Source organism: Paenibacillus sp. FSL H7-0331, from assembly GCF_001956045.1.
Genome location: NZ_MRTH01000011.1, coordinates 193138 through 216885 on the forward strand (window position 1 = coordinate 193138; position 23748 = coordinate 216885).

The window sequence follows — 23748 nt, forward strand, 5'->3', positions numbered from 1 at the left end:
TTGACACTATTCATTCGGTTCGTTTATACTTGACCCATAGGCTTGATTCACTATTGGAGGATATGGATATGACAGAGAAAGTAAAAGTAGTTACGCTCGGCTGCGAGAAGAACCTCGTTGACTCCGAAATCATGTCAGGACTTGTTTTTGGACGTGGCTACGAATTAGTATCGGATAAGGAAGAAGCTACTGTAATTATAGTTAATACCTGCGGGTTCATTGATGCAGCAAAGGAAGAATCCGTTAATACGATATTGGATATGGCTGACTTGAAGCAGACTGCTAATTTGAAGGCACTGATTGTTTCCGGATGCTTGACTCAACGCTACAAGAAAGAGCTCATGGAAGAAATGCCTGAAATTGATGGTATCGTAGGCACAGGGGATTTTGACAAAATCAATGAAATTATTGAAGAAGCACTTGCTGGGAAAAAGCCGGTCTTGGTGGGGAACCCGGTTTTTAACTATGACAAGCCGCTTCCACGTCGTGTGACGACTCCGCGTTATACCGCTTATGTGAAAATTGCCGAGGGCTGTGACAATGCCTGTACGTTCTGCAGTATTCCGATCATGCGCGGTAAGTTCCGCAGCAGAAGCATGGAATCCATTATTGCGGAAATTGAGCAATTGGCTTCTCAGGGTGTTCGGGAAATCAGTCTGATTGCACAGGATTCCACAAATTATGGTACAGATTTGTATGACGGCTTTATGCTGCCTGCTTTGTTGAACAAGGTTACGGAAGTAGCTGGTATTGAATGGGTCAGACTGCACTATGCATATCCGGGATTTTTTACCGACGAATTGATCGACACGATTGCTTCAAACCCAAAGGTATGCAAATATGTCGATATGCCTCTGCAGCATAGTGAAGATATTATTTTGAAGCGGATGAGAAGACCAGGCAGACAGCAGGATGCCAAAGCATTGATTGACAAAATTCGTTCACGAATTCCTAATGTTTCACTTCGTACCTCGCTTATTGTAGGGTTCCCGGGTGAGACTGAGCAGGATTTTGAGAATTTGAAGAGATTTGTTACAGAAGTTGAATTTGACCGTTTGGGTGTGTTTGCCTACTCACAAGAGCAGGATACACCAGCTGCCCGTCTGCCGGATCAGGTTCAGGATGATGTAAAGGAATATCGGGCTAATACCATCATGGAAATTCAGCGTAGTATATCTAATATTCGTAACGGAAATCGGGTAGGCCAAACCGTGGATGTATTGATTGAAAAGTATGACGGCAGAAATGATGTCTATATTGGCCGTTCCCAATACGATGCTCCTGAGATTGATGGAGAAGTATTTGTAAAAGGGACACAGCTTAAGATTGGAGAGTTAGCCAAGGTTCACATTACCCACTCATTCGAGTTTGATTTGTCCGGGGAGGTTGTGGCATGAACCTGGCCAATCGGATCACTTTGGCGAGGATCTTTTTAGTACCTATCATTATGTTTTTTTTGCTTGTTAATTTAAAATTTCCTCAAATTGAAATGGATCAGTTCAGCATCACCTATAACCAAATTATTGCTGCGCTTATTTTTATCATTGCGGCTTGGACAGATGGTCTGGACGGATATATTGCCAGGAAGCGTAAGCTGGTAACGAATCTGGGGAAATTGCTTGACCCCTTGGCTGATAAGCTTCTTGTATCTGCTGTGCTCGTATCTTTGGTTGAGATGGATAAGGTCGGCGCATGGATCGTGATTGTGATTATTAGCCGGGAATTTGCTGTTACAGGATTACGACAGATCGCCCTGCTTGAGGGTCATGTCATTGCGGCTAGTAAATGGGGTAAATGGAAAACAGCAGCCCAAATTACTGCAATTATTGCCCTGCTGATCAATAATTTTCCATTTGCTTTTATTAATCTGCGCTTTGATTTATTTGCAAGTTGGGTTGCGGCTATCATAACCTTGTATTCCGGTTTGGATTATTTTATTAAAAATAAACATGTCATTAACTTTAACGAATAAACAGTAGGAGCTTCCTATTGTTTTTTTGTTCCATTCGGGAGGTAATTTGGATGAGAGCTGAGATTATAGCTGTTGGTACAGAGCTTTTACTAGGACAGATTGTGAACACCAATGCTCAGTATTTGGCCCAAGGGTTCGCAGATTTGGGTGTGAGTGTATACTACCAGACCGTTGTCGGTGATAATGAAAGCCGCTTGGCGGACGCCCTGCAAATTGCCAAAAGCCGTGCCGATTTAATCATTTGTACTGGCGGACTTGGGCCGACTCAGGATGACCTGACCAAGGATGCGCTTGCCGCTTTTCTGGGACAAAAGATAGTCACCCATCAGCCCTCAATGGATCATATCGAACAAGTGTTTGGGTCGAGGGGCATTCATATGGTCGAAAGCAATCGTAGGCAGGCGCTAATGCTGGAGCACAGTGATCCTTTAACGAATGATGCAGGAATGGCCGTAGGTATCGCTTTGACTCAGGATGGCACGCACTACATACTATTACCCGGTCCCCCTAAAGAAATGAAACCCATGTTCGATCATTATGCAGCGCCATGGATTGCGTCGAAGATGAGCGGGGTTCATCCTTTGTTCTCGAGGATGTTGAAATTTGCGGGAATTGGTGAATCTACGCTTGAACATGAACTTTTAGACCTTATTCATGCGCAAACAGATCCGACCATAGCCCCTTATGCCAAGGAGTCGGAGGTTACGATACGCATTACCACTCGCGCCTCTTCACAAGCGGAAGCGGATGTAAAGCTGGAGCCGCTGGAGCAGGAAATCAGAAGCAGGCTTGGAGACTACATATACGCCTCTGTAGACGTTCCTATTGAGCAAGAGATCATACATATCATGAAGGAGCGCAAATTGCTCCTGGCAGCTGCTGAGAGCTGTACAGGAGGGCTCCTCGGCCATATGCTGACCGCAGTCCCCGGAAGTTCTGCCGTATTCCGTGGAGGTATCGTTTGTTATTCAAATATGTTGAAGAATAAGCTGCTGGATGTGCCGATGAGCATTCTGGAAGGAGCAGGAGCTCCAGGTGCAGTCAGCGCGGAAACAGCCGGTATTCTGGCAGAACAGATGCGACTTAAGGCAGATACCGATTATGCAGTTGCTATCACTGGGGTGGCCGGACCGGATGAATCCGAAGGAAAGCCGGTAGGTCTTGTGTATCTGGCTATTGCCTGCAAAGAAGGGCTGCCGGTTGTGGAGCGGCTGCAGTTGTCCGGTAATCGGGACAATATCAAGCTTCGTGCTGCAAAGGCGGCATTATACCAATTGTGGAAGCGTTTGGTGGTTTGATAGAGCTGGGATTGATATAATTAGAACTTGAAAGCGCTCAGCCAATGTAATATAATAGAGGAAGCGGAAGAACCGTAACAATGGATCACATTTTGTTACGGTTTTTCTTTGGACCATAAACAGAATGTATGTTCGTAAAAATGCTTGGCAACACCAACAAAATAGGTTATTATTATACTTATCCAATACGGAAAAGGAAGTGAGTGTTTTGTCAGATCGGCGCGCAGCACTAGACAATGCCCTTCGTCAAATTGAAAAGCAATTTGGTAAAGGATCGGTTATGAAACTGGGTGAATCCGCCCATATGAAGATTGATGTTATTCCCAGCGGATCTTTGGCCCTTGATATTGCCCTCGGCATAGGAGGATTCCCACGTGGTAGAATTATAGAGGTTTTTGGCCCTGAATCATCGGGTAAAACAACAGTTGCGCTTCATGCTATTGCTGAGGTACAGCGAGTAGGCGGAACAGCGGCTTTTATCGATGCTGAGCATGCACTAGATCCTTCCTATGCAAGTAAGCTTGGAATTAATATAGACGAACTGCTGCTCTCCCAACCGGACACGGGTGAGCAGGCGTTGGAAATTGCCGAAGCATTGGTACGCAGTGGAGCTGTAGATATTATCGTTATTGACTCGGTTGCGGCGCTGGTTCCTAAAGCGGAAATTGAAGGTGACATGGGAGATTCCCACGTGGGTCTGCAAGCACGTTTGATGTCACAGGCATTGCGTAAGTTATCCGGTGCTATCAACAAATCGAACACGATTGCAATTTTCATCAATCAGCTTCGTGAGAAGATCGGTGTTATGTTCGGTAATCCGGAGACAACCCCGGGCGGAAGAGCATTGAAGTTCTATTCCTCCGTACGTTTGGATGTACGTCGTGTAGAGAGCATCAAGCAAGGCAATGATATGGTTGGTAACCGTACAAGAATTAAAGTAGTTAAGAATAAAGTAGCGCCTCCGTTCAAGCAGGCAGATATTGATATTATGTATGGCGAAGGTATTTCCAAAGAAGGAAGCATTATCGATATCGGTGCTGAAATGGATATTATTCAAAAAAGTGGCGCCTGGTATTCCTTCAACGGTGACCGATTGGGTCAAGGCCGTGAGAACTCCAAGCAATTCTTAAAGGATAATCCGCAAGTTGCTGATATTCTTGAAAATAAAATTCGCGAAAATGCCAACTTGTCAGCGACCGTCGATGCCGACTTGCTGAATAACGAGGAAGATGATGAAGATTTGGAAGAAGTTGAATAAAGCAGATGAAGGGCACCTTACTCAGGTGCCCTTCCGTTGCATTCGGAGTGATAGATCATGGATGAAGAAGTAAATGAATTGAATGAGCTGCCTTTAAAAGAAGGCGTAATAACCAAAATAGAGCGACAAAAAAGAGCCAAGGATCGTTACAATTTATATATCGAAGAGCAGTATGTATTTTCTATACATGAGGATGTGCTGATCAAATACAGTTTGGCCAAGGGTACTGCAATTGATGAAAAAGAGCTGAAAGCGATTGTAGATGCTCAAGACAAACAGCAGGCTTATTTGGATGCCATTCGTTTATTATCGTTCAGGCTGCGTTCCGAGCATGAACTAAAGGCACGTTTGCGTCAAAAGAACTATGAGCTTCCCACAATTGAAGACACGCTGGACCGTCTTAGACGGGAGCAGTATATAGATGATTCCTTGTTTGCTGAGCAGTTGACACAGCAGCGCATTCATTCAGCGAAGAAGGGACGTAATTGGATTAAGCAGGAGCTTCAGCAGAAGGGGCTCAAATCTGAACATATTACAAGTGCGATTGGTCAAATTGATGAACAAATGGAGTATAGTAATGCTTATAATCTGATATATAAAAAATATGGTTCCAGTTTAAAGCCGGACTCAGATGTGCAAAATATTAAAAGAAAAGCCTATGCCTTATTGCAAAGAAGAGGCTACAATTCAAGCGTGACCAATCGTGCTGTACGCGAATTAACGGATGCCGTCAGTCGTGGAATGGACAATGAGGACTGGAAGATTGAATTTGAAGAATGAAATTCATTTGTGATACGAATAGTTAATAATGTAAACTAATCAGGCAGGAAACCTGGTTTGAGTACGGATTAGCTTTAAAATTTGGCAGGAAATTAATAATTTCTACAAAGTAAAGCATTTCTCATGTCATACACCTTGACAAGCTTCTTCGACAAAAGATAAAATGAGCATGTATAATTTTGTACAATCAACCTCTCTGTTATGCCTAAACAGGAAGGTTGGCAAAGTAAAATCGCCAATTTTTACTTTTCTTACTGCTTGTTAAACGGATTAAAAACCATACGACCCCCAAGCTTACCCCTTGGAGAAACAACGAGGAGGTGAACTGGATGAACATACATCCAGCCATCTGGATCTTAATCATTCTCGTTGTTGGTGCTATTTGCTTAGGGATTGGTTATTTTATCCGCAAGTCCATTGCAGAAGCGAAAATTTCAAGTGCTGAGCAAGCCGCTGAGCTAATCAAGGATGGCGCTAAAAAAGAGGCGGAGGCACTAAGGAAAGAAGCGGTTGTGGAGGCCAAGGATGAGATTCACAAGCTCCGAACCGAAGCTGAAAAAGACATTCGTGATCGTCGAAATGAATCACAACGACAAGAGAGACGATTGTTGCAAAAAGAGGAATCGCTGGATAAAAAATTAGAATCTCTTGAGAAAAAAGAAGAGCAAGTCGCCAACAAAGAGAAGCGGATTGAAGAAACCCAATCACACATTGACGAGATTTATAAGAACCAGGTTACCGAGTTGGAACGTATTTCCGCATTGACCACGGAAGATGCCAAACAAATTATTTTGACCAATGTGGAACAGGAAGTACGACATGAAACAGCTCAATTGATTAAAGAGATCGAACAGCAAGCCAAAGAAGAAGGCGACAAGAAAGCCCGTGAAATCATCACGTTAGCCATCCAGAGATGTGCTGCTGATCACGTAGCGGAAACAACGGTATCGGTGGTAACGTTGCCGAATGAGGAAATGAAAGGACGAATTATCGGACGTGAGGGTAGAAATATCCGCGCGCTTGAAACACTTACAGGGATTGATCTTATTATCGATGATACCCCTGAAGCTGTTATTTTGTCCGGTTTTGATCCGATTCGTCGTGAAATTGCCCGCACTGCCCTTGAAAAACTGGTTGCAGATGGACGTATCCATCCTGCCCGTATTGAAGAAATGGTTGAGAAGTCCCGCAAGGAAGTGGACGAACGGATTCGTGAATACGGAGAACAGGCAACCTTTGAAACCGGCGTTCATGGATTGCATCCAGACCTGATCAAGATATTGGGTAGATTGAGATTTAGAACCAGCTATGGACAAAATGTATTGAAGCATTCCATGGAAGTTGCCTATTTAACTGGATTGATGGCTGGAGAACTCGGGGTAGACGTGACATTGGCGAAACGTGCCGGTCTCCTGCATGATATCGGTAAAGCCTTGGATCATGAAGTTGAAGGATCTCACGTTGAAATTGGCGTAGAGATCGGTAAGAAATATAAAGAGCATCCAGTCGTAATCAACAGTATTGCTTCCCATCATGGTGACTGTGAAGCCACTTCGGTCATAGCGATGCTGGTAGGTGCAGCAGACGCTTTATCCGCTGCTCGTCCGGGAGCGCGCCGTGAAACATTGGAAACGTACATTAGACGTCTTGAAAAGCTGGAAGAAATTTCAGAGTCCTTCGAAGGTGTTGAAAAGTCGTACGCAATCCAGGCAGGGCGTGAGGTACGTGTCATGGTTCAGCCTGAAAAGGTGGATGATACGGAAGCTTTCCGTTTGGCTCGTGATATTACGAAGAAAATTGAGAGTGAACTGGATTATCCGGGACACATCAAGGTTACAGTTATTCGCGAAACGCGTGCCGTTGAATATGCTAAATAAAGAATTTCATACTTGATCAGAGAAAAGTGGCTGAATAAGCCACTTTTCTTTTGACTTGCAGAGCATTTACAAGTGCTGGCGAAGAAGAGGAGCTTGTATCACATGAGAATATTATTTATCGGGGATATTGTTGGATCTGTTGGGCGTAAGGCTTTAAAGGCTTGCTTGCCAGGACTCAAAACGAAGCTGAATCCAACCTTTATTATTGCCAATGGTGAAAATGCCGCTGCGGGCAGAGGCATCACTTTACCGATTACGAAGGAGTTATTCGAAATGGGAGTCCATGGTATTACGATGGGCAACCACACCTGGGATCAAAAAGAAATTTTTGATTTTATCGATAATGAGGAACGTATGGTCAGACCGGCGAATTTTCCCAAGGGAACACCGGGCAGAGGTTATACAACAATTAAAGTGAAAGGTCATGAACTGGTCATCGTTAATTTGCAGGGCCGTACGTTTCTGCCGCCTTTGGACTGTCCTTTTGAAAAAGCAGATGAAATCATAGATGCCGTGAAGAAACGGAATAAACATATTCTCGTCGATTTCCATGCTGAAGCGACTTCGGAGAAGCTGGCGATGGGCTGGCATTTGGATGGTAAGGTCTCGGCGGTTGTAGGGACACATACCCACGTACAAACCCATGACGAGCGACTGCTCCCTTTGGGAACAGCCTATGTGACGGATGTTGGCATGACGGGCCCGCGTGATGGGATACTGGGAATGGAAAAGGTAGCGGTTATGCAAAAGTTCAAAACACAGTTGCCTGTAAGATTTGTCGTGGATGAAGGTAAATGGCATTTTCATGCGGTTTGTATCGATCTGGATCCGACGACGGGACTGGCCAAGAAAATTCAGCTGATCCGCAAGGACGAGGATCAAATTCTATTCGAATAATCAATGGGATAATGCTTGAAATGGACGCTGCATGGCGTGAAGCGGAGATCATCTTTGGGAAGATGGAATTAACGTGAAATGGGCCGAATAGGATAAATGGAAGCCATTCATCATTCTCGAGGAGGTACTTTTCATGGATGTATTAAAAGTTTCAGCAAAATCCAATCCAAATTCCGTAGCAGGCGCATTAGCGGGGGTGCTGCGTGAGCGCGGCGCGGCCGAACTGCAAGCCATAGGTGCCGGTGCTTTAAATCAAGCAGTCAAGGCCGTGGCGATTGCTCGAGGGTTCGTCGCTCCCAGCGGAGTTGACCTGATTTGCATTCCGGCCTTTACCGATATTGTAATTGATGGAGAGGACCGTACGGCCATCAAATTGATTGTCGAGCCCAGATAGCTAACTTATTCATGATAAAACGCGGAAGACGCCTGTTTACGCCTGTAAACAGGTTTTTTTATGCCCAAAATTGATGAATTCGGGGGAAAAGCAAATGAAGATTATAGATGGACACTGTGATGTGCTGTGGAAGATGTATGATAATCCGCGGATCGACTTTTATGATTCAGATACAACCGAACTAGATGTGACCTACGCTAAAATGGTGGAATCCAATATCAAAATTCAATTTTTTGCGATTTATTTGGCCGAATCGATCCGGCAGCCCGTCTTTGAGCATTATCTCAAATACATAAATATTTTTTATCAGAAGGTGTTAAAGTCAGGCTTGTTGACGGTTATTAAAAATCAAGCTGATTTGGTTCGGGTCATGAGTGGAGATGAGAGAGGGGCCATTTTGACCCTGGAGGGCGCGGATGCCATTCAGGATAACCCTTTATACACTCAAACCTTGTACCATCTCGGAGTTCGGATGATCGGAATTACGTGGAACTATGCGAATTGGGCAGCAGATGGAATTTTGGAGCCGAGAAAAGGCGGATTTTCAAAAAAAGGAAAAATATTTATTAAAGAATGCAATAATTTGGGCATCCTATTAGATGTATCCCATTTGTCGGTACGCTCGTTCTGGGATCTGGCCGAAGCTTCGACTAAACCTTTCGTAGCTTCTCACTCCAATGCCAAAGCGGTCTGTGATCACCCAAGAAATCTGGATGACGATCAACTGCTGGCTATAATCAGCCAGTCAGGGCGGATTGGTATGACCTTTGTTCCCTGGTTTGTAGGAGACAAACAAAATGCCACTATTGGAGGGCTGATGAGGCATATCGAGCATATCTGTGCGCTGGGTGGAGAAGCACATATTACTATAGGCTCCGATTTTGATGGCATTGACCAATGGATACCTGGACTTGAGCATGCAGGGCAATTCGATCAGCTGACGCAGCATTTGAGTAAATACTATAAAGACGATACGATTGAAGGTTTTCTTCACGGAAACTGGCATCGATATCTGCAGCAAAACCTTCCGACTTATTAACCGTTTACATCTTTATTAGATATAGTTGGTTGGTAAATTAATCTCAATTTGGTATGATTCTCATCTAAAATAGCTATCTTTATATTTGATTATAATACTTGCTTTTTAACTCTTATCAGCATAGAATTTGAGTGATGACTGAAAGAATTTTTTTATCTGTTTGTGAATTTTGTTTTAAGCAAATGAGCTTTTAGGAACAATGTTTAGTGACATTTAAAGGAGTGGGCAGCGGTGATTAGCCAATTATCTTGGAAAATCGGAGGACAACAAGGAGAAGGTGTGGAAAGTACCGACAAAATATTCTCGACGGCATTGAATCGTCTTGGATATTATTTGTATGGGTACCGTCATTTCTCCTCACGAATCAAGGGGGGGCATACCAATAACAAGATCAGAATTAGCACAAAGCCTATCCGCGCTATATCTGACGATTTGGACATCCTTGTTGCATTTGACCAAGAAACAATCGATCTGAATGCTTTTGAGCTTCGTGATAATGGAGTTATTGTTGCGGATGCAAAATTTAATCCTGTTGTGCCTGAAGGCGTAAAAGCACGTTTGTTCCCTGTGCCGATTACAGCTATTGCAGAAGACTTAGGAACATCTCTATTCAAAAACATGGCTGCTTCCGGAGCATCTTGGGCGCTGCTTGGTTTGCCTTTGGAAGTATTTAATAAAGCGGTTGAAGAAGAATTTGGGCGTAAAGGTGCTGCTGTCGTAGAGAAAAATATCGAAGCAGTTCGTAAAGCGGCTGAATTTATTTTGGAACAAAATGGCGGACCGATGCTTGAATTCCAATTGGAGCCGGCAGACGGCAAGCAAAAGCTGTTCATGATCGGTAATGATGCTATTGGTTTGGGTGCGCTTACGGGCGGCTGTAGATTCATGCCGGCTTACCCGATTACGCCGGCATCGGAAATTATGGAGTACTTAATTAAAACGCTTCCTAAATTCGGCGGTACCGTCATTCAGACGGAAGACGAGATCGCAGCTGTAACTATGGCAATCGGCGGCAATTATGCTGGCGTGCGTACAATGACGGCTTCAGCGGGTCCTGGTTTGTCCTTGATGATGGAAGCAATCGGCCTTGCCGGTATGACGGAAACTCCGGTTGTTATTGTAGATACACAGCGCGGCGGTCCAAGTACAGGTCTCCCTACCAAGCAGGAGCAATCCGATTTATATGCAATGATTTATGGAACACATGGTGAAATTCCGAAGATTGTGCTTTCGCCGTCATCGATAGAAGAGTGCTTCTATGACACGATTGAAGCGTTCAATTTGGCTGAAATTTACCAATGCCCTGTTATTTTGCTGACGGATCTTCAGTTATCGTTAGGTAAACAATCCTGTGAGCTGTTGGATTTCAATCGGGTCAAGATTGAACGCGGAAGATTAATGACAGGTGAGCTGTCTCCAACGGAAGATAACAAGCTGTTCAAACGTTACGAGTTTGCTGAAGACGGTATTTCGCCTCGTGTTGTGCCAGGACAGAAATACGGAATTCACCATGTTACCGGCGTAGAGCATGACCAGGAAGGACGTCCGTCCGAGAGCACTGAGAATCGTAAAAGCATGATGGACAAACGGATGGACAAACTCAAGCATGTGAAGGTTACCAACCCGATCCTTGTAGATGCGCCACACGAAGAACCAGATGTGCTCATTATCGGTATGGGCTCGACCGGAGGTACCATTGATGAGGCTAGAGGACGCCTGACTGAGAAGGGCATCGCTACAAATCATGTAACGGTTCGTTTGATGCACCCGTTCCCTGCTGAAGAGCTAAGACCTTATATGGAAAAGGCCAAAACCGTCGTTGTTCTTGAAAATAACGCTACCGGACAATTGGCTTCGTTGATCAAGCTAAACGTAGGCTATGCCGATAAAATCAAAAACTTGCTAAAATACAACGGTAATCCATTTTTACCGGCAGAAATCACAACATTTTGTCAGGAGTTGAACCTAGTATGGCAACGCTAAAAGACTTTCGTAACAATATCAAACCAAACTGGTGTCCAGGCTGTGGAGATTTCTCCATTCAAGCCGCAATTCAGAGAGCTGCTGCGAATGTAGGGTTGGAGCCGGAAGATCTGGCTGTCGTTTCGGGTATCGGCTGCTCCGGACGTATTTCCGGTTATATTAATGCATACGGCTTCCATGGTGTTCACGGACGTTCGCTTCCTATCGCACAAGGTGTTAAGATGGCTAACCGTGAGTTGACCGTATTGGCAGCAGGCGGCGATGGTGACGGCTTTGCAATCGGTATGGGACATACTGTTCATGCGATTCGTCGTAACATCGACATCACTTATATCGTAATGGATAACCAAATCTATGGATTGACCAAAGGTCAAACCTCGCCGCGAAGCGCTGAAGGCTTCAAAACGAAAAGTACACCGGCAGGCTCCATTGAATCCGCTCTTTCACCATTGGAAGTGGCACTAGCCGCAGGTGCAACCTTTATCGCTCAATCCTTCTCAAGCAACCTGAAGCAGCTGACTTCTTTGATCGAGCAAGGCATGCAGCACAAAGGCTTTTCCTTTATCAACGTATTCAGTCCCTGTGTTACCTTCAACAAGGTGAATACGTATGACTGGTTTAAAGAAAATATCGTGAACCTGGAGGAAACTCCGGACTACGATCCAACCAATCGTGTGATGGCCATGACCAAAATTATGGAGACTGGCAGTATGCTGACTGGCTTGATTTATCAAAACACAGCCAAAACCAGCTATGAAAGTCATGTTCCAGGCTTTAAAGAGCAAGGATTGGCCAATCAAAATATTCAAATCACTGAAGACGAGTTTAATAAATTGGTGGCAGAATTCAAATAATTCGATAAAGACTTTACAAGCATATGGCGATGCCGTATGCTTTTTTTGTTAATACTATGAATTGAGGTGGCTTTCACATGAATCAAGTACCCATTGGCGTATCAGCCAGACATATTCATTTATCTGAACAACACATCGAACAATTGTTCGGAGAAGGATATCAATTACAGGTATTAAAAGACTTGTCACAGCCGGGGCAGTTCGCAGCTGCGGAGACGGTTGCCGTCGTAGGACCTAAGGGACGTTTTGACAAAGTAAGAATACTGGGACCTGCTCGCAGCCAAACCCAGCTGGAAATATCGCGTACCGATGCCTTTAGTGTAGGTTTAAACCCACCGGTTCGAGAATCGGGTCACATTAATGGAACACCAGGAATCACATTGATAGGTCCTGCTGGTGAAGTAACGATTGCTGAGGGAGTTATTGTGGCAGCCAGGCATATCCATTTTCATACCGATGATGCAGCCAAATGGGGAATTATGGACAAACAACTGCTGAGCGTCAAGATCGATGGCGAGCGCGCACTCATTCTGGAAGGCGTGATAGCCCGTGTATCTGACCAATACGCATTGGATATGCATATTGATACGGATGAGGCGAATGCTGCAGGAGCCAAGAATGGGGATATGGCCTGGATCTTATCATGAAAATAAATTGAATTTGGGTTAACACTCATGATATAATATGTTGTCAAGGGTTCAAAATCTCTTTATTGTCAGGATAGAAGGAAGGTGCTCCATTGCCTAAAGATACGAAATACTATGAAAAGTTTTTTCAGCCGCCCTCCCTTACAGACGCGAAGAAACGGGGCAAGGAAGATATCAAGGTTCATTATGACTTTGTTATTCCCGATGAAATGCAGCAGTTCGGGAAGGACAAGTATTATTTAATTCAAACCTACGGCTGTCAAATGAATGAGCATGATACGGAAACGATCATGGGGCTGCTGGAGCAAATGGGCTATACAGCTACAGAAGATCGCCGTCAGGCTGATGTCATTCTGCTGAATACATGCGCAGTTCGCGAGAATGCCGAAGATAAGGTATTTGGCGAGCTGGGGCATCTGAAGCATTTGAAGGCTGAGAAGCCGTCACTTGTACTGGGTGTATCCGGCTGTATGTCACAGGAGGAAGCGGTTGTCAACCGAATTTTGCAGAAGCATCCTTTTGTTGATTTAATTTTTGGAACGCACAATATTCACCGGCTGCCGGTTCTGCTGAAGGAGGCATTTTTCAGCAAAGAGATGGTCATCGAGGTATGGTCGAAGGAAGGGGACATTGTTGAGAACCTTCCCAAGAAGCGTGAAGGGATCAAGGCTTCCGTTAACATCATGTATGGCTGTGACAAGTTCTGTACGTACTGTATCGTCCCTTACACACGCGGTAAGGAGCGCAGTCGCCTTCCCCAGGATGTCATTGCAGAGGTGAGAGATTTGGCGCGGCAGGGCTTCCAGGAAATTATGCTGCTCGGTCAAAACGTGAACGCCTACGGCAAGGACTTTGAGGATAGTGATTATCGGTTTGCGGATTTGATGGACGATATTTCCAAGATCGACATTCCGCGTGTACGATTTACGACCTCGCATCCGCGTGATTTTGACGATCATTTGATAGAAGTGCTTGCGAAAAAAGGTAATTTGGTAGAGCAAATTCATCTGCCTGTGCAGTCGGGAAGCAATGAAATCCTGAAACGTATGAGCCGCAAATATACACGCGAGCATTATCTGAATCTGGTTGCCAAAATCAAACAGGCTATTCCTGGTGTAGGACTTACTTCTGATTTTATCGTGGGATTCCCGGGCGAGACGGAGGAGCAGTTTGAAGAGACGCTTTCTCTGGTGCGTGAGGTTCAATTTGACGGTGCCTATACCTTTATATATTCCCCTCGTGAGGGTACACCTGCTGCCAGTATGGTTGATGATGTACCGATGGAGGTCAAGAAAAACCGTTTGTACCGTTTGAATGATCAATTGGCTCAATATAGTAAAGAGGACAACGAAGGCTCGGTAGGCGAAGTTCTGGATGTATTGGTTGAGGGTGAAAGCAAGAATAACCCTGACGTATTGGCAGGACGTACTCGTAAAAATAAACTGGTGCATCTGGTTGGTCCCAAGGAATTAATTGGTAAAATTGTGCCTGTGAAAATTACAGGCTCACAAACATGGTACATGAAGGGTGAATGGCTTCCAGCTACTGCTGTTGCTCAGTAATATATCCATAGATAATCAATCAACTTTTCCATAAAAAAAGTAAGGAGCGTGACCGGCAATGTCTGGACATGACAACCACGACCACAATCACGACCATGATCAGGAGCATCTTCATTGTGATGAAATGGCACATTATACAAATACGGAGTTAATCGTACGCGAGGATATTTTGGCCAAGGCCAAAGAATTGGCTGAGCTGATTTCGACTTCCAATGAAGTACAGTTTTTCCAAAAGGCCGAGGTGCAAATTTCTTCAAACGATACGATTCAAGTATTGATCAGTGCTATCAAGAAAAAGCAAAAAGAAATCGTTGCCTTCGAATCCTTCAATAATGCCAAGATGGTGGAAAAGATAGAGAAAGAGATCGTCGAGCTGCAGGATCAACTGGATTCGATTCCAATAGTGAATGAGTTCCGTCAATCTCAAGAGGATATTAACTATCTGTTGCAGCTGGTCATGTCTATCATTCGTGATACGGTATCTGACAAGGTTGCTGTAGAAACAGGTTCGAAATAAACTATGTTAATTATTAATAGGATTAAATAAATAGACCACTTTGCTGACCTCGGTTGGCAGGGTGGTTATTTCTATTCACGTATGAAAATATAAATTTAACTAATACTACGCAGATTATGAGTTGTAGGAATGATGGAAGCTCGGATGGCTTATTGGCGAATTGTAACCTCTGTGCCTACGGATACCATAGAGGCGAGTGTGAGTACATCCTGATTATACATGCGTACACATCCATGTGAAACTAACTGGCCTATCGAGGCAGGGTTGTCGGTACCGTGGATGCCATAATGCGGACGAGATAGGCCCATCCAAAAAGCCCCGAAGGGTCCACCCGGATTAGGTACCTTGTTAATGATCGTGTACACGCCTACCGGTGTCTGGGTTAATACTTTACCAATGCCAATAGGAAAACCGCGTGTTACCTTATTGTCATCAAGCAGATAGAGCATCCGATCCGATAAGTCGATGATGATTCGAATCATATGTGTTCACTCCTTACCTAATAGATAGTTGCCTTATAAATACCTTATATAAATGTCATAAGCAGTTTGATTTATTTTCTGTTTACGCATTTTGATTTGCAAAATTCCGTTTTTGTACGAAGCTTTGCTTAAACGCGGGACGACAAGGCACGGCAGTTTAATATTTTGCTTTTTCACCAGAGGACTATCCTCGATGCTGACACGGTCAGCTCTTGCTCTGACGATGGGGTTCGCTGGCTGCGGCAGCTTGAACTTGACGATGACATAATGATGCGTTTCGAATACTTCGGCTTTGCTTTTATGCCTACTCAGCATGCCGTTCACAGGCATGGTTTTCTTCAACATTTGCTGGACGTAGTCGTCCACCCATGAAGTATCAGTCAATGGAGACGTATCAGATGCGTCTGGTAGCTCTGGCAGCTTAGTTCCGAGTAAGGCTTCTACTTGTTTCCAACGGGATTGTGGACTGGAACTGCCACTATGAGACATTTCGTCACACTCCTTTTCTGCCTTGATTGCTAGTAGGATATGAAGCAGGCTGGGCAGTTGACACAAGGAAATCAGCAATAACCAAATAAGAAAAGCTAAAGTGCCATCTGGGCAGCTGTCTGCATACACTACTGTAAGCATGATGAGTAAAGGAGCTTGCCGATGCCAGCGATTGTTGGAAACTTTAAAGTAGTTAACGTCGGACCTAGTTCGATCGTTCAGATTGGGGATGCCGTACAGCTTGCGCCGAGCAGTGTCTCCAAAACCTTTGCGGGCTCGGGGTCCTTTAATACAGGGGATTTTGCCAATACCCATAATGCGGTAAGCAGTACCAATACGAACGATCAAGATGTGAATGATTCCACAACTGCAGAAGCGGGCAATCAGGGGGTTGTATAATATGAATCTCGTTGTTAATCAGCATATTGTTATACATCAGCTCCGTGTAGATGCTGTGACCAATTCTTCTGTCCTGCAGATCGGCAGTGCCGGGTTGATCAAGTCCTTATCAAATATATATAATACAGGCGGCTTTACGGGGCCAGCAGAGCAATTGGCCACTGCGGGCAATGAAATATCATTGGTGCCGTTGCCCAGTCCAACCTGAATGCGGGTGAAGCCGCTGATGATCACATATATATAGGTGCCAGCTATTCATGGGTTGCTGCTGCGGTTTAATGGGCTAACACCCAGACGCAGGTTTTGGCATAGGATAGGTAAGGAGGTGTTTAGGATGTTAGTGGGTCCGCAATGGCAATTTCAGCAATTCCAGCAGTGGGTAACATATGCCAAACAGCTGCAAGCGCAGATGCAGGTGCAGATGGGTAAGATAGAACGGCTCGAAAAGGCTGTAGATGTTTTGCAAACCGAGTTAAAAGCCTGCAAGGAGCAGAAACGTATTCATATCGATAAAATCGAATATAAATTTGATCAGCTCAAAGTGGAGAAGCTTGATGGAACGATGAATATTGGAATGTCTCCCGGAGCGCTTGAAAACCTTGCTGTGAATGGAGACAATGACGATAAAAGCGCCATAACATCGGATACAGGAAATGCTAATGGATTCCAAACGACAAATAGTGATCAGCCCTTTATGCCTCCGCTTGGTATTCGTGAGGATATTAGCAAGGAGATGCAGCACTTCATGGAAGAGCAGGTGCCCAAGCAGATTGATCTGCTACAGCAGCAAAGCGGCAAGCAGTTGGACGAATGGCATAGAAGGATGGTTCAACAGGATTTAAGCAAGCAGCTTGACGGCCGGATGGACTATTACTTGCGGCAGATGAGCCAAGGTGTAACGGTGGATCAAGTGTCCTCGATCAAGGATTCCGTATTATTCCGCACCCAGCAGGATATCCGATCAGCACTTCAGCAATATTTTCAAAAAATGCCGACTAAAGGTGGAGAAGCCAAATGAATTTTCAAGTTACGAACCATGCTTTGTGCGTAGGAGATGTTCGAATTATCGGGGTATCCAGCTCCTCTGTATTTCTGATTGGAGATACCCAGACCATCGTCTGCTCTTCCATATTCGATACGCCGCCTGAATCCGTCTCGTCGGGTCCGTTAACGCCACTGCCTCCTGAAGAGGAGGAGAAAAGTGAATGAGCCGTTGGTCTATAGTTCGACAAATGAATATAACTAACATTTCGTTGGCGTCTATTTTACAAATAGGGGATAATAAGTCTATAAAGTCAAAAACTAAAGCATTGGCAGTGCAGCGGCAGGTAGCGACTTTTCAGGAGAATGAGGGAAATCTGGAAGCTTATCAGCTATTCAGCCGCGTTATACCCATCCCTGAGGTGTATGAGCAGGTGGACATGAAGGTGGAGAATCTATGCGATTACATCCAGGTCAACTGTGTTCGTGTACTGGCGGTCTCCACCTCCTCTATTTTGCAGGTTGGGTCGAACTGCCAAATAGAAAATGAGGCCAGAGTTAAGCATTTTCGTCAGTTTGTCACATAGAAAGAGGAGTGATCGGATGAAGACGCTGCTGGCCACACAATCTCATCGTCCTTGGCCGCTGCCGAATGGACCTTGGGTTATGAAGCAAACCTGGGTAGGATTGTTGTTTGCCCATTGGCCGGTTCCTTATGAGCAGCTGCGGCCAATGGTCCCCCAGGAGCTTGAGCTGGAAGTTTATGATGGTTATGCGTGGGTAGGTGTAGTTCCATTTTCAATGGAAGGAATCAGAATGAGGGCGATGCCCGAAATTCCATACACCAATCAATTCGCCGAGCTGAATGTAAGGACCTACGTTAAGGTAGGGGACAAGCCAGGTGTGTATTTTTTTAGTTTGGATGCGGCGAGCAAAATAGCCGTCGAAGCGGCGAGACTGTTATTTTACTTGCCTTATTACCATGCGGACATGGAAGCCAAGCAAGTCGAAGAGCAAATTTATTACAAGAGTGTCCGTAAGGACAAGCGAGGCGCGCAGGTTGCTTTTGAAGGCAGCTATATGCCGGTATCGGCACCTTTTACAAGCACGAAGCAATCCTTCGAGCATTGGCTGACAGAGAGATATTGTTTGTACAGTATAAATGCGAATCATCATATTTACCGTGGAGATATTCATCATCTGCCTTGGGAGCTGCAGCTTGCAGAAGCGGAGATCAGGACCAATATAATGGCTAGCGGTCAAGGCATTCAATGTGCTGCAAGGAAACCGCTGCTTCATTATGCCAATAAATTGGACGTGCTTATATGGCCGCTCACCAAGGTTCTGTGAAAAAAAGTGGGCAAGTTCATTTGCAAAAATGCATACATTAACTTACAATATAAGAATAGCTTATATATGGATTGAGTTATGTTTTCGTTTGAAGGTTGAGTGGGGGCCTGATCACAATTCATTTAGCAAACACGACAGGAGGAAACCAATGTATGATTGATCATTCTTCTCAGCAAGGGGTCCAACAGCACACCCAATTATCCAAAACAAAGCTGCTCATGAAAATACTTTTTATGACGCTTGGTGCTTCTTTGGTCGCTGTGGGACTGGAAATTTTTCTGGTTCCGAACAAAATTATTGACGGTGGTATTGTCGGTATCTCAATTATTGCCTCGGCCTTATCCAGCTTGCCGCTCGGTGTTTATCTGGTTCTTTTCAATTTACCGTTTCTGTATCTAGGCTATAAGCAAATAGGTAAGACGTTTGCATTTTCGACTCTATTTTCTGTAATTATCATGTCGATCGGTACATCGCTGCTTCACCCGGTGGCACCACTAACGATTGACCCGCTGCTCGCGTCGGTATTTGGCGGGATTATCATTGGGGTAGGGGTAGGATTGGTTATTCGTTCAGGGGGATCCCTGGATGGTACGGAGATTGTTGCGATTCTAGTAAGTAAAAAAAGCCCGTTCTCAGTTGGCGAAATTGTCATGTTCTTTAACTTATTTATACTGGCAAGTGCGGGCTTTGTATTCGGATGGGATCATGCAATGTATTCCTTGATGGCGTACTTTATCGCTTTTAAAATGATGGACATCATTATCGAGGGCTTTGACGAGTCCAAATCGGTGTGGATCATAAGTGAAAGTTATCAAGCGATCGGTGATATCATTACAGCGCGGCTTGGGCGTGGTGTCACATTTTTGAATGGTGAAGGCGGGTTTACTGGTGATTCCAAAAGAATTATCTTTTGTGTAATCAACCGTTTGGAGGAAGCCAAGCTAAAATCGATTGTTGAGGAAGTTGATCCGCAAGCGTTTCTGGCGATTGGTAATATTCATGACGTTAAGGGCGGCAGATTCAATAAGAAAGATATTCATTAATGATATTGATATAAAGATGATCCCATGGGCTTATGCCTGTGGGATTTTTTTGTTAAAACAAGCTTAGTATTGTGCAAATTTAGGTGATGATTGTGAATTTATCTATGGCTGACGCAGTTCTATAATAAGTTGCAGATGGTGAATTCATTCATTTATTGTGGAATTAATCATGTATAGGAGGCTGAACGATGGGGGATTTACAATTGTTAACGGATGCGCAGATGCGCCAGTTTGTTACGGAGGGTTATGTATTTTTGAAAGCGGATTTTGCTGATGAATTCCATGTGAAGCTGAGTGAAACCTTGGATCAGGTATATAAAGAGGAAGGCAATCCCGGTAACAATATTTTGCCGCGTATTCCGGATTTGGCTAAGGTATTCGATCATCCGGTGATCTCCGGTGCGCTTAGCAGTGTGCTGGGAGAAGATTATATGATGCATCCGCACCGTCATGGACATTTTAACCGAAACGCGGAAGCGGGTGGTTGGCACAAGGACAGCTACTGGGGCCATTACAAAATGCGCAATCATCATCCCTGGTGGGCGATGATCTTCTATTATCCGCAGGAAGTGACGCTGGATATGGGGCCTACCGGAATTATGCCTGGTACACAGTGTTATCAAACCAGGACCTTTGCCGAAAATGAAACACAAGAAGAGCGGAAAGCGACTGGCCGCGCGGGAACTTTTGCTTTGGTGCATTATGATATATGGCATCGGGCCAATGCTAACATCGCCGGTAAGGATCGTTACATGCTTAAGTTCCAATTCATGCGCAGACTAGCACCAACTAAAGCCAGCTGGGATCATCATGAAGATGCTGACACTTGGGTAAATCCGGAATCCTACACCTCTCCCATATATGAGCATGAAGTGATCTGGCAGGATACGTGGAATTGGCTGCTTGGCAAAGAGAACGATGTGACACTGAGTGATGCTTCACAGGAGCAGCTTGCAGGCTGGTTGAACGAGTTAGAAAGTGAAGATAAGGCGATTCGTGTAAGGGCGGCCGATCAATTGGGCTTGTCAGGTAATGGATCAAATGAAGTAATTAACGGCTTGACTCAAGCTTTGAATGATGCCTTTGAGCCTGTGGCATTGAATGCTGCTTACGGATTGGCTCGTCTTGGCGAAGCGGGAATAAATCAATTGCTTAAGGCTTTGCTTGATGATTCGGCTCACGTATCGCGTGCGGCTGCCTATGGTGCGTCATCGGCAGGCAAGGCGGCTGTGAATGGGCTTATGCGTATTTTGGATAGCGACAATGTTCAAGCAGTGGGCTGCGCGGCGTTTGCGCTAGGCGAGATGGGGGAAGCAGCGGCTGAAGCGGTACCGAAGCTGGTGGAGCTTATGCATGCCCAGAATGAAATCGTCCGCAGGAACGCAGTCGAGGCAATTGGTCTCATCGGAAGTGCATCCGAGCCATCTGTTAAGGGACTTGAGGTTGGTATTCAGGATGCGGACGACCAAGTGAGGTTTATGGCGGGGATGGCTCTGACCAAAATGGGCTCGAAGGCTCAAAACGCAATACCGGTTATTGCTCATGCTTTGAATGATGAGAATCGATATGTACGTGCGACAGCTGTTGATGCTCTATATAGTATGAATACGGATAAGGCTAAGGATATTTTGTTGAAATTTCTGCGAGACTCCCGCTGGTGCGCAAGCACGACACCAAATAGCACATTCTAGGATAGACCATCATAAAGCGGAACTATTAGATAGCCCCTCCTGTTCGTTTGGCAGGCAGGGGCTAATTCGTGTGAAAGGCTTGCCATCATTAACTAATATGCGTCCCCTTGCTATTGTGTCAGCAAATATGATATAGTCTAATTCGGTCAAGAGAAAGTGTAAGCGCAGCGCTTGGCATACAGCTCAGACTGATGAAATGGTAATCCTCGTCATTATTGTGAATAAGCGGTCGTGGTGGAACGGCAGACACGCTATCTTGAGGGGGTAGTGTCCCATGGACGTGCGGGTTCAAATCCCGCCGACCGCATATAAAGAAAAGAGTCTTGTATATCAAGGCTTTTTTTGCTGTTTAGACTAACAATTTAAGTTAGTTTTTACTGGCTAAATATATGTAAAAACAGGCTTATACGTTCAATTCTTTTTCCTCACGTCTTGTTCTCCTATTTAGGATATTGTATATTATGATTAGAACACTAACTGTGGGGAGTCCATACGAAATGTCAGATAAACTTTCTATAATGTCTCGCATAGGTGTCAATTTCCTAACGTGGCAGCGATATTTACAAAAGCAGCTTGTACCTCATCAAATCACATTAAAGCAGCAGTATGTACTGCGCAAACTTGTCGTTAAAACGGTTCTAAACCCCTCGCAAATTGCAGAGCTGCTCTATTGTGACCGTCCTACCGCAACCGTCATTATTAACAACATGGAGCGGCAGCGCTGGGTTAGAAAGAGTAAGGATTCGACTAATAGAAAGATGGTTAATATTGCGATCACGGAGGAAGGACGAGACAAGCTAGCGTCTTTGAATCAAGCGCTGCAAGCTGAGGAGGAGTTTGATCCTTTATCTTGTTTTACGGAGGAAGAAAAGCGACAGCTGAGCACGTTGTTAAACAAGATGTCCAATCATCTTCAACACATTAAGAATAGCCCCGAGTAAATTTTTTTTGCGATATAGTTAGAATTCTAATTATGTTTTTCTTGATGAAGAGGCGGGTTCAGTGCGTCGTACACTGCTGTTTATTGAAGGAAGTTACATATGGCAGTAAGTTAATTAAAATATTTTTCATTTAGAATTGGAGAGAGTATACATGACAGTATTCATCCACACTGAACCTTTACCACCTGGTCGGGCACATCTCGTCGAGAACTTAATTCAAGACATTATTCCACTTCATCCTGGTATCGACGGATTTATCCTGACGGGTTCCATTTGGAATCCAGACACTCAATTGCCCCATTCAGACATTGATATTAATTGGCATGGTACCAAAAACGATAGCATCAACGATCCGCGTCTGAATCCACATAGTATCTTTCAGGAGGCGGGAATTACGATAGAGATGGCCAATTATTTTTGGGGAGATTTGTCACGACCTGAGACCATGCGTCTTTCGGTTATTGTATCTTTGAACCGTGCTCACATTTTGTGGGAGAAAGAAGGCAGATTCTCCAATCCTCAGCAACAAACGCGAAGGCTGCTGCGAAATGCGCAATGGGTAGAGGCAGCGATTGACCGATCCTTATCGGAGTTGACCGTACATGCGAATAATTGGTTAGACCCCATATATATCAAGAATAATAAAGATAATCACCATGCATTTGACTTTGTAAGAACGGTTGTTGGCCCGACGGTGGGACTGCTGGATTCAATAGACTTGCGCCCGCCTAGCGCTGCGCGCAAAGGATTGATGGAAATAACCCAAACCAGTCTATTGTGCGGCTTGCCTGATGTTAGTGAATCGATATTGCGTTGTTTGGGAGCAGATGCGATAACGGCTGTAGAGGTTGAAGAATGGAATCGGCTGTTGAGTGATTTATATTCCCATGTAGCCAGTCTGTGCCCAGAGGTTCAATTAGTTAAGCGTGAGTACCATGTTCTCGGCATTCAGACCATGATCTCCATGGGCTATCCAAGGGAATGTATTTGGCCGCTTTGGCGTGGATTTATCGATTGTAAACATTTGCTGAATGGTGTTTCTCCAAGAGGAGAAGAAGCATTCGTGCAATTTGCAGAAAGATTACAAGTGCACACAGCCGAGGATATAGGCGAGAAAGCGGTACAATATGCAGCCATTGTGGAGAGACTACAGAGCCAACAGAAGAAGCTGTCAGATTATCTTCTACGTAAGGTGAAGTAATTGGCTAATCTGAAAGTTAGTATTTTGCTGGAGAAACATACAACTTAGATCCTCTCCTGATTAGGAAAGGATCTAAGTTGTATGGCTTTGATA

26 protein-coding genes and 1 tRNA gene are annotated in these 23748 nt (G+C 44.6%); 25 read left to right on the forward strand and 2 right to left on the reverse strand.

Annotated features, from left to right (window positions below; all coding sequences use genetic code 11):
* Positions 1-68: 68 nt before the first annotated feature.
* From rimO to BK127_RS18350, 14 genes are all read left to right on the forward strand, one after another.
* The gene (rimO, locus tag BK127_RS18285) at positions 69-1397 is read left to right on the forward strand and encodes a 30S ribosomal protein S12 methylthiotransferase RimO (protein WP_076232919.1); all 1329 of its coding nucleotides are present in this window, start codon (positions 69-71) and stop codon (positions 1395-1397) included.
* Positions 1394-1972 carry a CDP-diacylglycerol--glycerol-3-phosphate 3-phosphatidyltransferase gene (gene pgsA / locus BK127_RS18290; RefSeq protein WP_076232922.1) on the forward strand — a complete coding sequence of 193 codons (579 nt, stop codon included), beginning with the start codon at positions 1394-1396 and terminating at the stop codon, positions 1970-1972. Before rimO ends, pgsA begins: the two co-directional genes overlap by 4 nt.
* A gap of 50 nt (positions 1973-2022) precedes the next feature.
* Positions 2023-3270, forward strand: coding sequence for a competence/damage-inducible protein A (locus BK127_RS18295; RefSeq protein WP_076232924.1), 1248 nt, complete (start codon positions 2023-2025; stop codon positions 3268-3270).
* Positions 3271-3478: 208 nt separating this feature from the next.
* Positions 3479-4528, forward strand: a complete 1050-nt coding sequence (gene recA, locus BK127_RS18300) for a recombinase RecA (RefSeq protein ID WP_076232926.1) — start codon at positions 3479-3481, stop codon at positions 4526-4528.
* 57 nt (positions 4529-4585) lie between these two features.
* Positions 4586-5308 carry a RecX family transcriptional regulator gene (locus BK127_RS18305; protein WP_076232928.1) on the forward strand — a complete coding sequence of 241 codons (723 nt, stop codon included), beginning with the start codon at positions 4586-4588 and terminating at the stop codon, positions 5306-5308.
* 329 nt (positions 5309-5637) lie between these two features.
* Positions 5638-7185 carry a ribonuclease Y gene (rny, locus tag BK127_RS18310; protein ID WP_275900822.1) on the forward strand — a complete coding sequence of 516 codons (1548 nt, stop codon included), beginning with the start codon at positions 5638-5640 and terminating at the stop codon, positions 7183-7185.
* Positions 7186-7287: 102 nt separating this feature from the next.
* On the forward strand, positions 7288-8082 hold the full coding sequence (locus tag BK127_RS18315; protein WP_076232930.1) for a TIGR00282 family metallophosphoesterase: 795 nt from the start codon (positions 7288-7290) through the stop codon (positions 8080-8082).
* Between the two features lie 133 nt (positions 8083-8215).
* Complete coding sequence (locus BK127_RS18320) at positions 8216-8476, forward strand: stage V sporulation protein S (protein ID WP_028597363.1); 261 nt, start codon at positions 8216-8218, stop codon at positions 8474-8476.
* Positions 8477-8570: 94 nt separating this feature from the next.
* Positions 8571-9515 (forward strand): dipeptidase, encoded by a 945-nt coding sequence (locus tag BK127_RS18325; RefSeq protein ID WP_076232933.1) that lies wholly within the window; start codon positions 8571-8573, stop codon positions 9513-9515.
* A 231-nt stretch (positions 9516-9746) separates the two neighbouring features.
* Positions 9747-11498 carry a 2-oxoacid:acceptor oxidoreductase subunit alpha gene (locus BK127_RS18330; protein WP_076232935.1) on the forward strand — a complete coding sequence of 584 codons (1752 nt, stop codon included), beginning with the start codon at positions 9747-9749 and terminating at the stop codon, positions 11496-11498.
* A complete protein-coding gene (locus tag BK127_RS18335; protein WP_076232937.1) occupies positions 11486-12352 on the forward strand; it encodes a 2-oxoacid:ferredoxin oxidoreductase subunit beta in 867 nt (288 codons plus the stop codon). Before BK127_RS18330 ends, BK127_RS18335 begins: the two co-directional genes overlap by 13 nt.
* Positions 12353-12429: 77 nt before the next feature.
* Positions 12430-12999: a phosphate propanoyltransferase gene (gene pduL, locus BK127_RS18340; RefSeq protein WP_076232939.1), complete on the forward strand. Its 570-nt coding sequence runs from the start codon at positions 12430-12432 to the stop codon at positions 12997-12999.
* Between the two features lie 92 nt (positions 13000-13091).
* Positions 13092-14561: a tRNA (N6-isopentenyl adenosine(37)-C2)-methylthiotransferase MiaB gene (miaB, locus tag BK127_RS18345; protein WP_076232942.1), complete on the forward strand. Its 1470-nt coding sequence runs from the start codon at positions 13092-13094 to the stop codon at positions 14559-14561.
* Positions 14562-14685: 124 nt separating this feature from the next.
* Positions 14686-15078 (forward strand): YlbF/YmcA family competence regulator, encoded by a 393-nt coding sequence (locus tag BK127_RS18350; RefSeq protein ID WP_076233015.1) that lies wholly within the window; start codon positions 14686-14688, stop codon positions 15076-15078.
* Between the two features lie 149 nt (positions 15079-15227).
* Here BK127_RS18350 and BK127_RS18355 read toward each other — a convergent pair whose 3' ends face one another.
* Both BK127_RS18355 and BK127_RS18360 read right to left on the reverse strand, forming a co-directional pair.
* A complete protein-coding gene (locus tag BK127_RS18355) occupies positions 15228-15560 on the reverse strand; it encodes a L,D-transpeptidase (protein WP_076232944.1) in 333 nt (110 codons plus the stop codon).
* Between the two features lie 33 nt (positions 15561-15593).
* A complete protein-coding gene (locus BK127_RS18360) occupies positions 15594-16190 on the reverse strand; it encodes an Hsp20/alpha crystallin family protein (protein ID WP_179097525.1) in 597 nt (198 codons plus the stop codon).
* A gap of 21 nt (positions 16191-16211) precedes the next feature.
* Between BK127_RS18360 and BK127_RS18365 the strand changes: the two genes are divergently transcribed.
* The 11 genes from BK127_RS18365 (at position 16212) to BK127_RS18415 (ending at position 23655) form a co-directional block, all read left to right on the forward strand.
* Complete coding sequence (locus BK127_RS18365) at positions 16212-16448, forward strand: spore germination protein (protein WP_076232949.1); 237 nt, start codon at positions 16212-16214, stop codon at positions 16446-16448.
* A 1-nt stretch (position 16449) separates the two neighbouring features.
* Positions 16450-16656 (forward strand): spore germination protein GerPB, encoded by a 207-nt coding sequence (locus tag BK127_RS18370; RefSeq protein WP_076232952.1) that lies wholly within the window; start codon positions 16450-16452, stop codon positions 16654-16656.
* 126 nt (positions 16657-16782) lie between these two features.
* A complete protein-coding gene (gene gerPC / locus BK127_RS18375) occupies positions 16783-17466 on the forward strand; it encodes a spore germination protein GerPC (protein ID WP_076232955.1) in 684 nt (227 codons plus the stop codon).
* Positions 17463-17657, forward strand: a complete 195-nt coding sequence (locus tag BK127_RS18380; RefSeq protein ID WP_076232957.1) for a spore gernimation protein GerPD — start codon at positions 17463-17465, stop codon at positions 17655-17657. The genes gerPC and BK127_RS18380 overlap by 4 nt, the downstream gene beginning before the upstream one ends.
* Positions 17654-18016, forward strand: a complete 363-nt coding sequence (locus BK127_RS18385) for a spore germination protein GerPE (RefSeq protein ID WP_076232958.1) — start codon at positions 17654-17656, stop codon at positions 18014-18016. The genes BK127_RS18380 and BK127_RS18385 overlap by 4 nt, the downstream gene beginning before the upstream one ends.
* A 16-nt stretch (positions 18017-18032) precedes the next feature.
* On the forward strand, positions 18033-18779 hold the full coding sequence (locus BK127_RS18390) for a YqjF family protein (protein WP_076232959.1): 747 nt from the start codon (positions 18033-18035) through the stop codon (positions 18777-18779).
* Positions 18780-18997: 218 nt separating this feature from the next.
* Positions 18998-19822, forward strand: a complete 825-nt coding sequence (locus BK127_RS18395) for a YitT family protein (RefSeq protein WP_372237360.1) — start codon at positions 18998-19000, stop codon at positions 19820-19822.
* Between the two features lie 188 nt (positions 19823-20010).
* Positions 20011-21513 (forward strand): HEAT repeat domain-containing protein, encoded by a 1503-nt coding sequence (locus BK127_RS18400; protein WP_076232961.1) that lies wholly within the window; start codon positions 20011-20013, stop codon positions 21511-21513.
* A gap of 225 nt (positions 21514-21738) precedes the next feature.
* Positions 21739-21820: transfer RNA gene (locus BK127_RS18405), tRNA-Leu, on the forward strand.
* 190 nt (positions 21821-22010) lie between these two features.
* Positions 22011-22454: a MarR family winged helix-turn-helix transcriptional regulator gene (locus BK127_RS18410; RefSeq protein WP_076232962.1), complete on the forward strand. Its 444-nt coding sequence runs from the start codon at positions 22011-22013 to the stop codon at positions 22452-22454.
* Between the two features lie 151 nt (positions 22455-22605).
* Entirely contained in the window at positions 22606-23655 is a 1050-nt protein-coding gene (locus tag BK127_RS18415; protein WP_076232963.1) for a hypothetical protein, read from the forward strand.
* Positions 23656-23748 lie beyond the last annotated feature (93 nt).

Bases quoted from the DNA above. Each gene is read 5' to 3' on its own strand.
- BK127_RS18395 (WP_372237360.1), top strand. From the start codon at position 18,998: ATGAAAATACTTTTTATGACGCTTGGTGCTTCTTTGGTCGCTGTGGGA.
- pduL (WP_076232939.1), top strand. From the start codon at position 12,430: ATGAATCAAGTACCCATTGGCGTATCAGCCAGACATATTCATTTATCT.
- BK127_RS18385 (WP_076232958.1), top strand. From the start codon at position 17,654: ATGAGCCGTTGGTCTATAGTTCGACAAATGAATATAACTAACATTTCG.
- BK127_RS18315 (WP_076232930.1), top strand. From the start codon at position 7,288: ATGAGAATATTATTTATCGGGGATATTGTTGGATCTGTTGGGCGTAAG.
- pgsA (WP_076232922.1), top strand. From the start codon at position 1,394: ATGAACCTGGCCAATCGGATCACTTTGGCGAGGATCTTTTTAGTACCT.
- rimO (WP_076232919.1), top strand. From the start codon at position 69: ATGACAGAGAAAGTAAAAGTAGTTACGCTCGGCTGCGAGAAGAACCTC.
- BK127_RS18400 (WP_076232961.1), top strand. From the start codon at position 20,011: ATGGGGGATTTACAATTGTTAACGGATGCGCAGATGCGCCAGTTTGTT.
- BK127_RS18325 (WP_076232933.1), top strand. From the start codon at position 8,571: ATGAAGATTATAGATGGACACTGTGATGTGCTGTGGAAGATGTATGAT.
- BK127_RS18410 (WP_076232962.1), top strand. From the start codon at position 22,011: ATGTCAGATAAACTTTCTATAATGTCTCGCATAGGTGTCAATTTCCTA.
- BK127_RS18350 (WP_076233015.1), top strand. From the start codon at position 14,686: ATGGCACATTATACAAATACGGAGTTAATCGTACGCGAGGATATTTTG.
- BK127_RS18355 (WP_076232944.1), bottom strand. From the start codon at position 15,560: ATGATTCGAATCATCATCGACTTATCGGATCGGATGCTCTATCTGCTT.
- BK127_RS18335 (WP_076232937.1), top strand. From the start codon at position 11,486: ATGGCAACGCTAAAAGACTTTCGTAACAATATCAAACCAAACTGGTGT.
- BK127_RS18370 (WP_076232952.1), top strand. From the start codon at position 16,450: ATGAATCTCGTTGTTAATCAGCATATTGTTATACATCAGCTCCGTGTA.
- BK127_RS18390 (WP_076232959.1), top strand. From the start codon at position 18,033: ATGAAGACGCTGCTGGCCACACAATCTCATCGTCCTTGGCCGCTGCCG.
- BK127_RS18305 (WP_076232928.1), top strand. From the start codon at position 4,586: ATGGATGAAGAAGTAAATGAATTGAATGAGCTGCCTTTAAAAGAAGGC.
- BK127_RS18380 (WP_076232957.1), top strand. From the start codon at position 17,463: ATGAATTTTCAAGTTACGAACCATGCTTTGTGCGTAGGAGATGTTCGA.
- BK127_RS18360 (WP_179097525.1), bottom strand. From the start codon at position 16,190: ATGCTTACAGTAGTGTATGCAGACAGCTGCCCAGATGGCACTTTAGCT.
- BK127_RS18365 (WP_076232949.1), top strand. From the start codon at position 16,212: ATGCCAGCGATTGTTGGAAACTTTAAAGTAGTTAACGTCGGACCTAGT.
- BK127_RS18415 (WP_076232963.1), top strand. From the start codon at position 22,606: ATGACAGTATTCATCCACACTGAACCTTTACCACCTGGTCGGGCACAT.
- gerPC (WP_076232955.1), top strand. From the start codon at position 16,783: ATGTTAGTGGGTCCGCAATGGCAATTTCAGCAATTCCAGCAGTGGGTA.
- BK127_RS18320 (WP_028597363.1), top strand. From the start codon at position 8,216: ATGGATGTATTAAAAGTTTCAGCAAAATCCAATCCAAATTCCGTAGCA.
- BK127_RS18295 (WP_076232924.1), top strand. From the start codon at position 2,023: ATGAGAGCTGAGATTATAGCTGTTGGTACAGAGCTTTTACTAGGACAG.
- rny (WP_275900822.1), top strand. From the start codon at position 5,638: ATGAACATACATCCAGCCATCTGGATCTTAATCATTCTCGTTGTTGGT.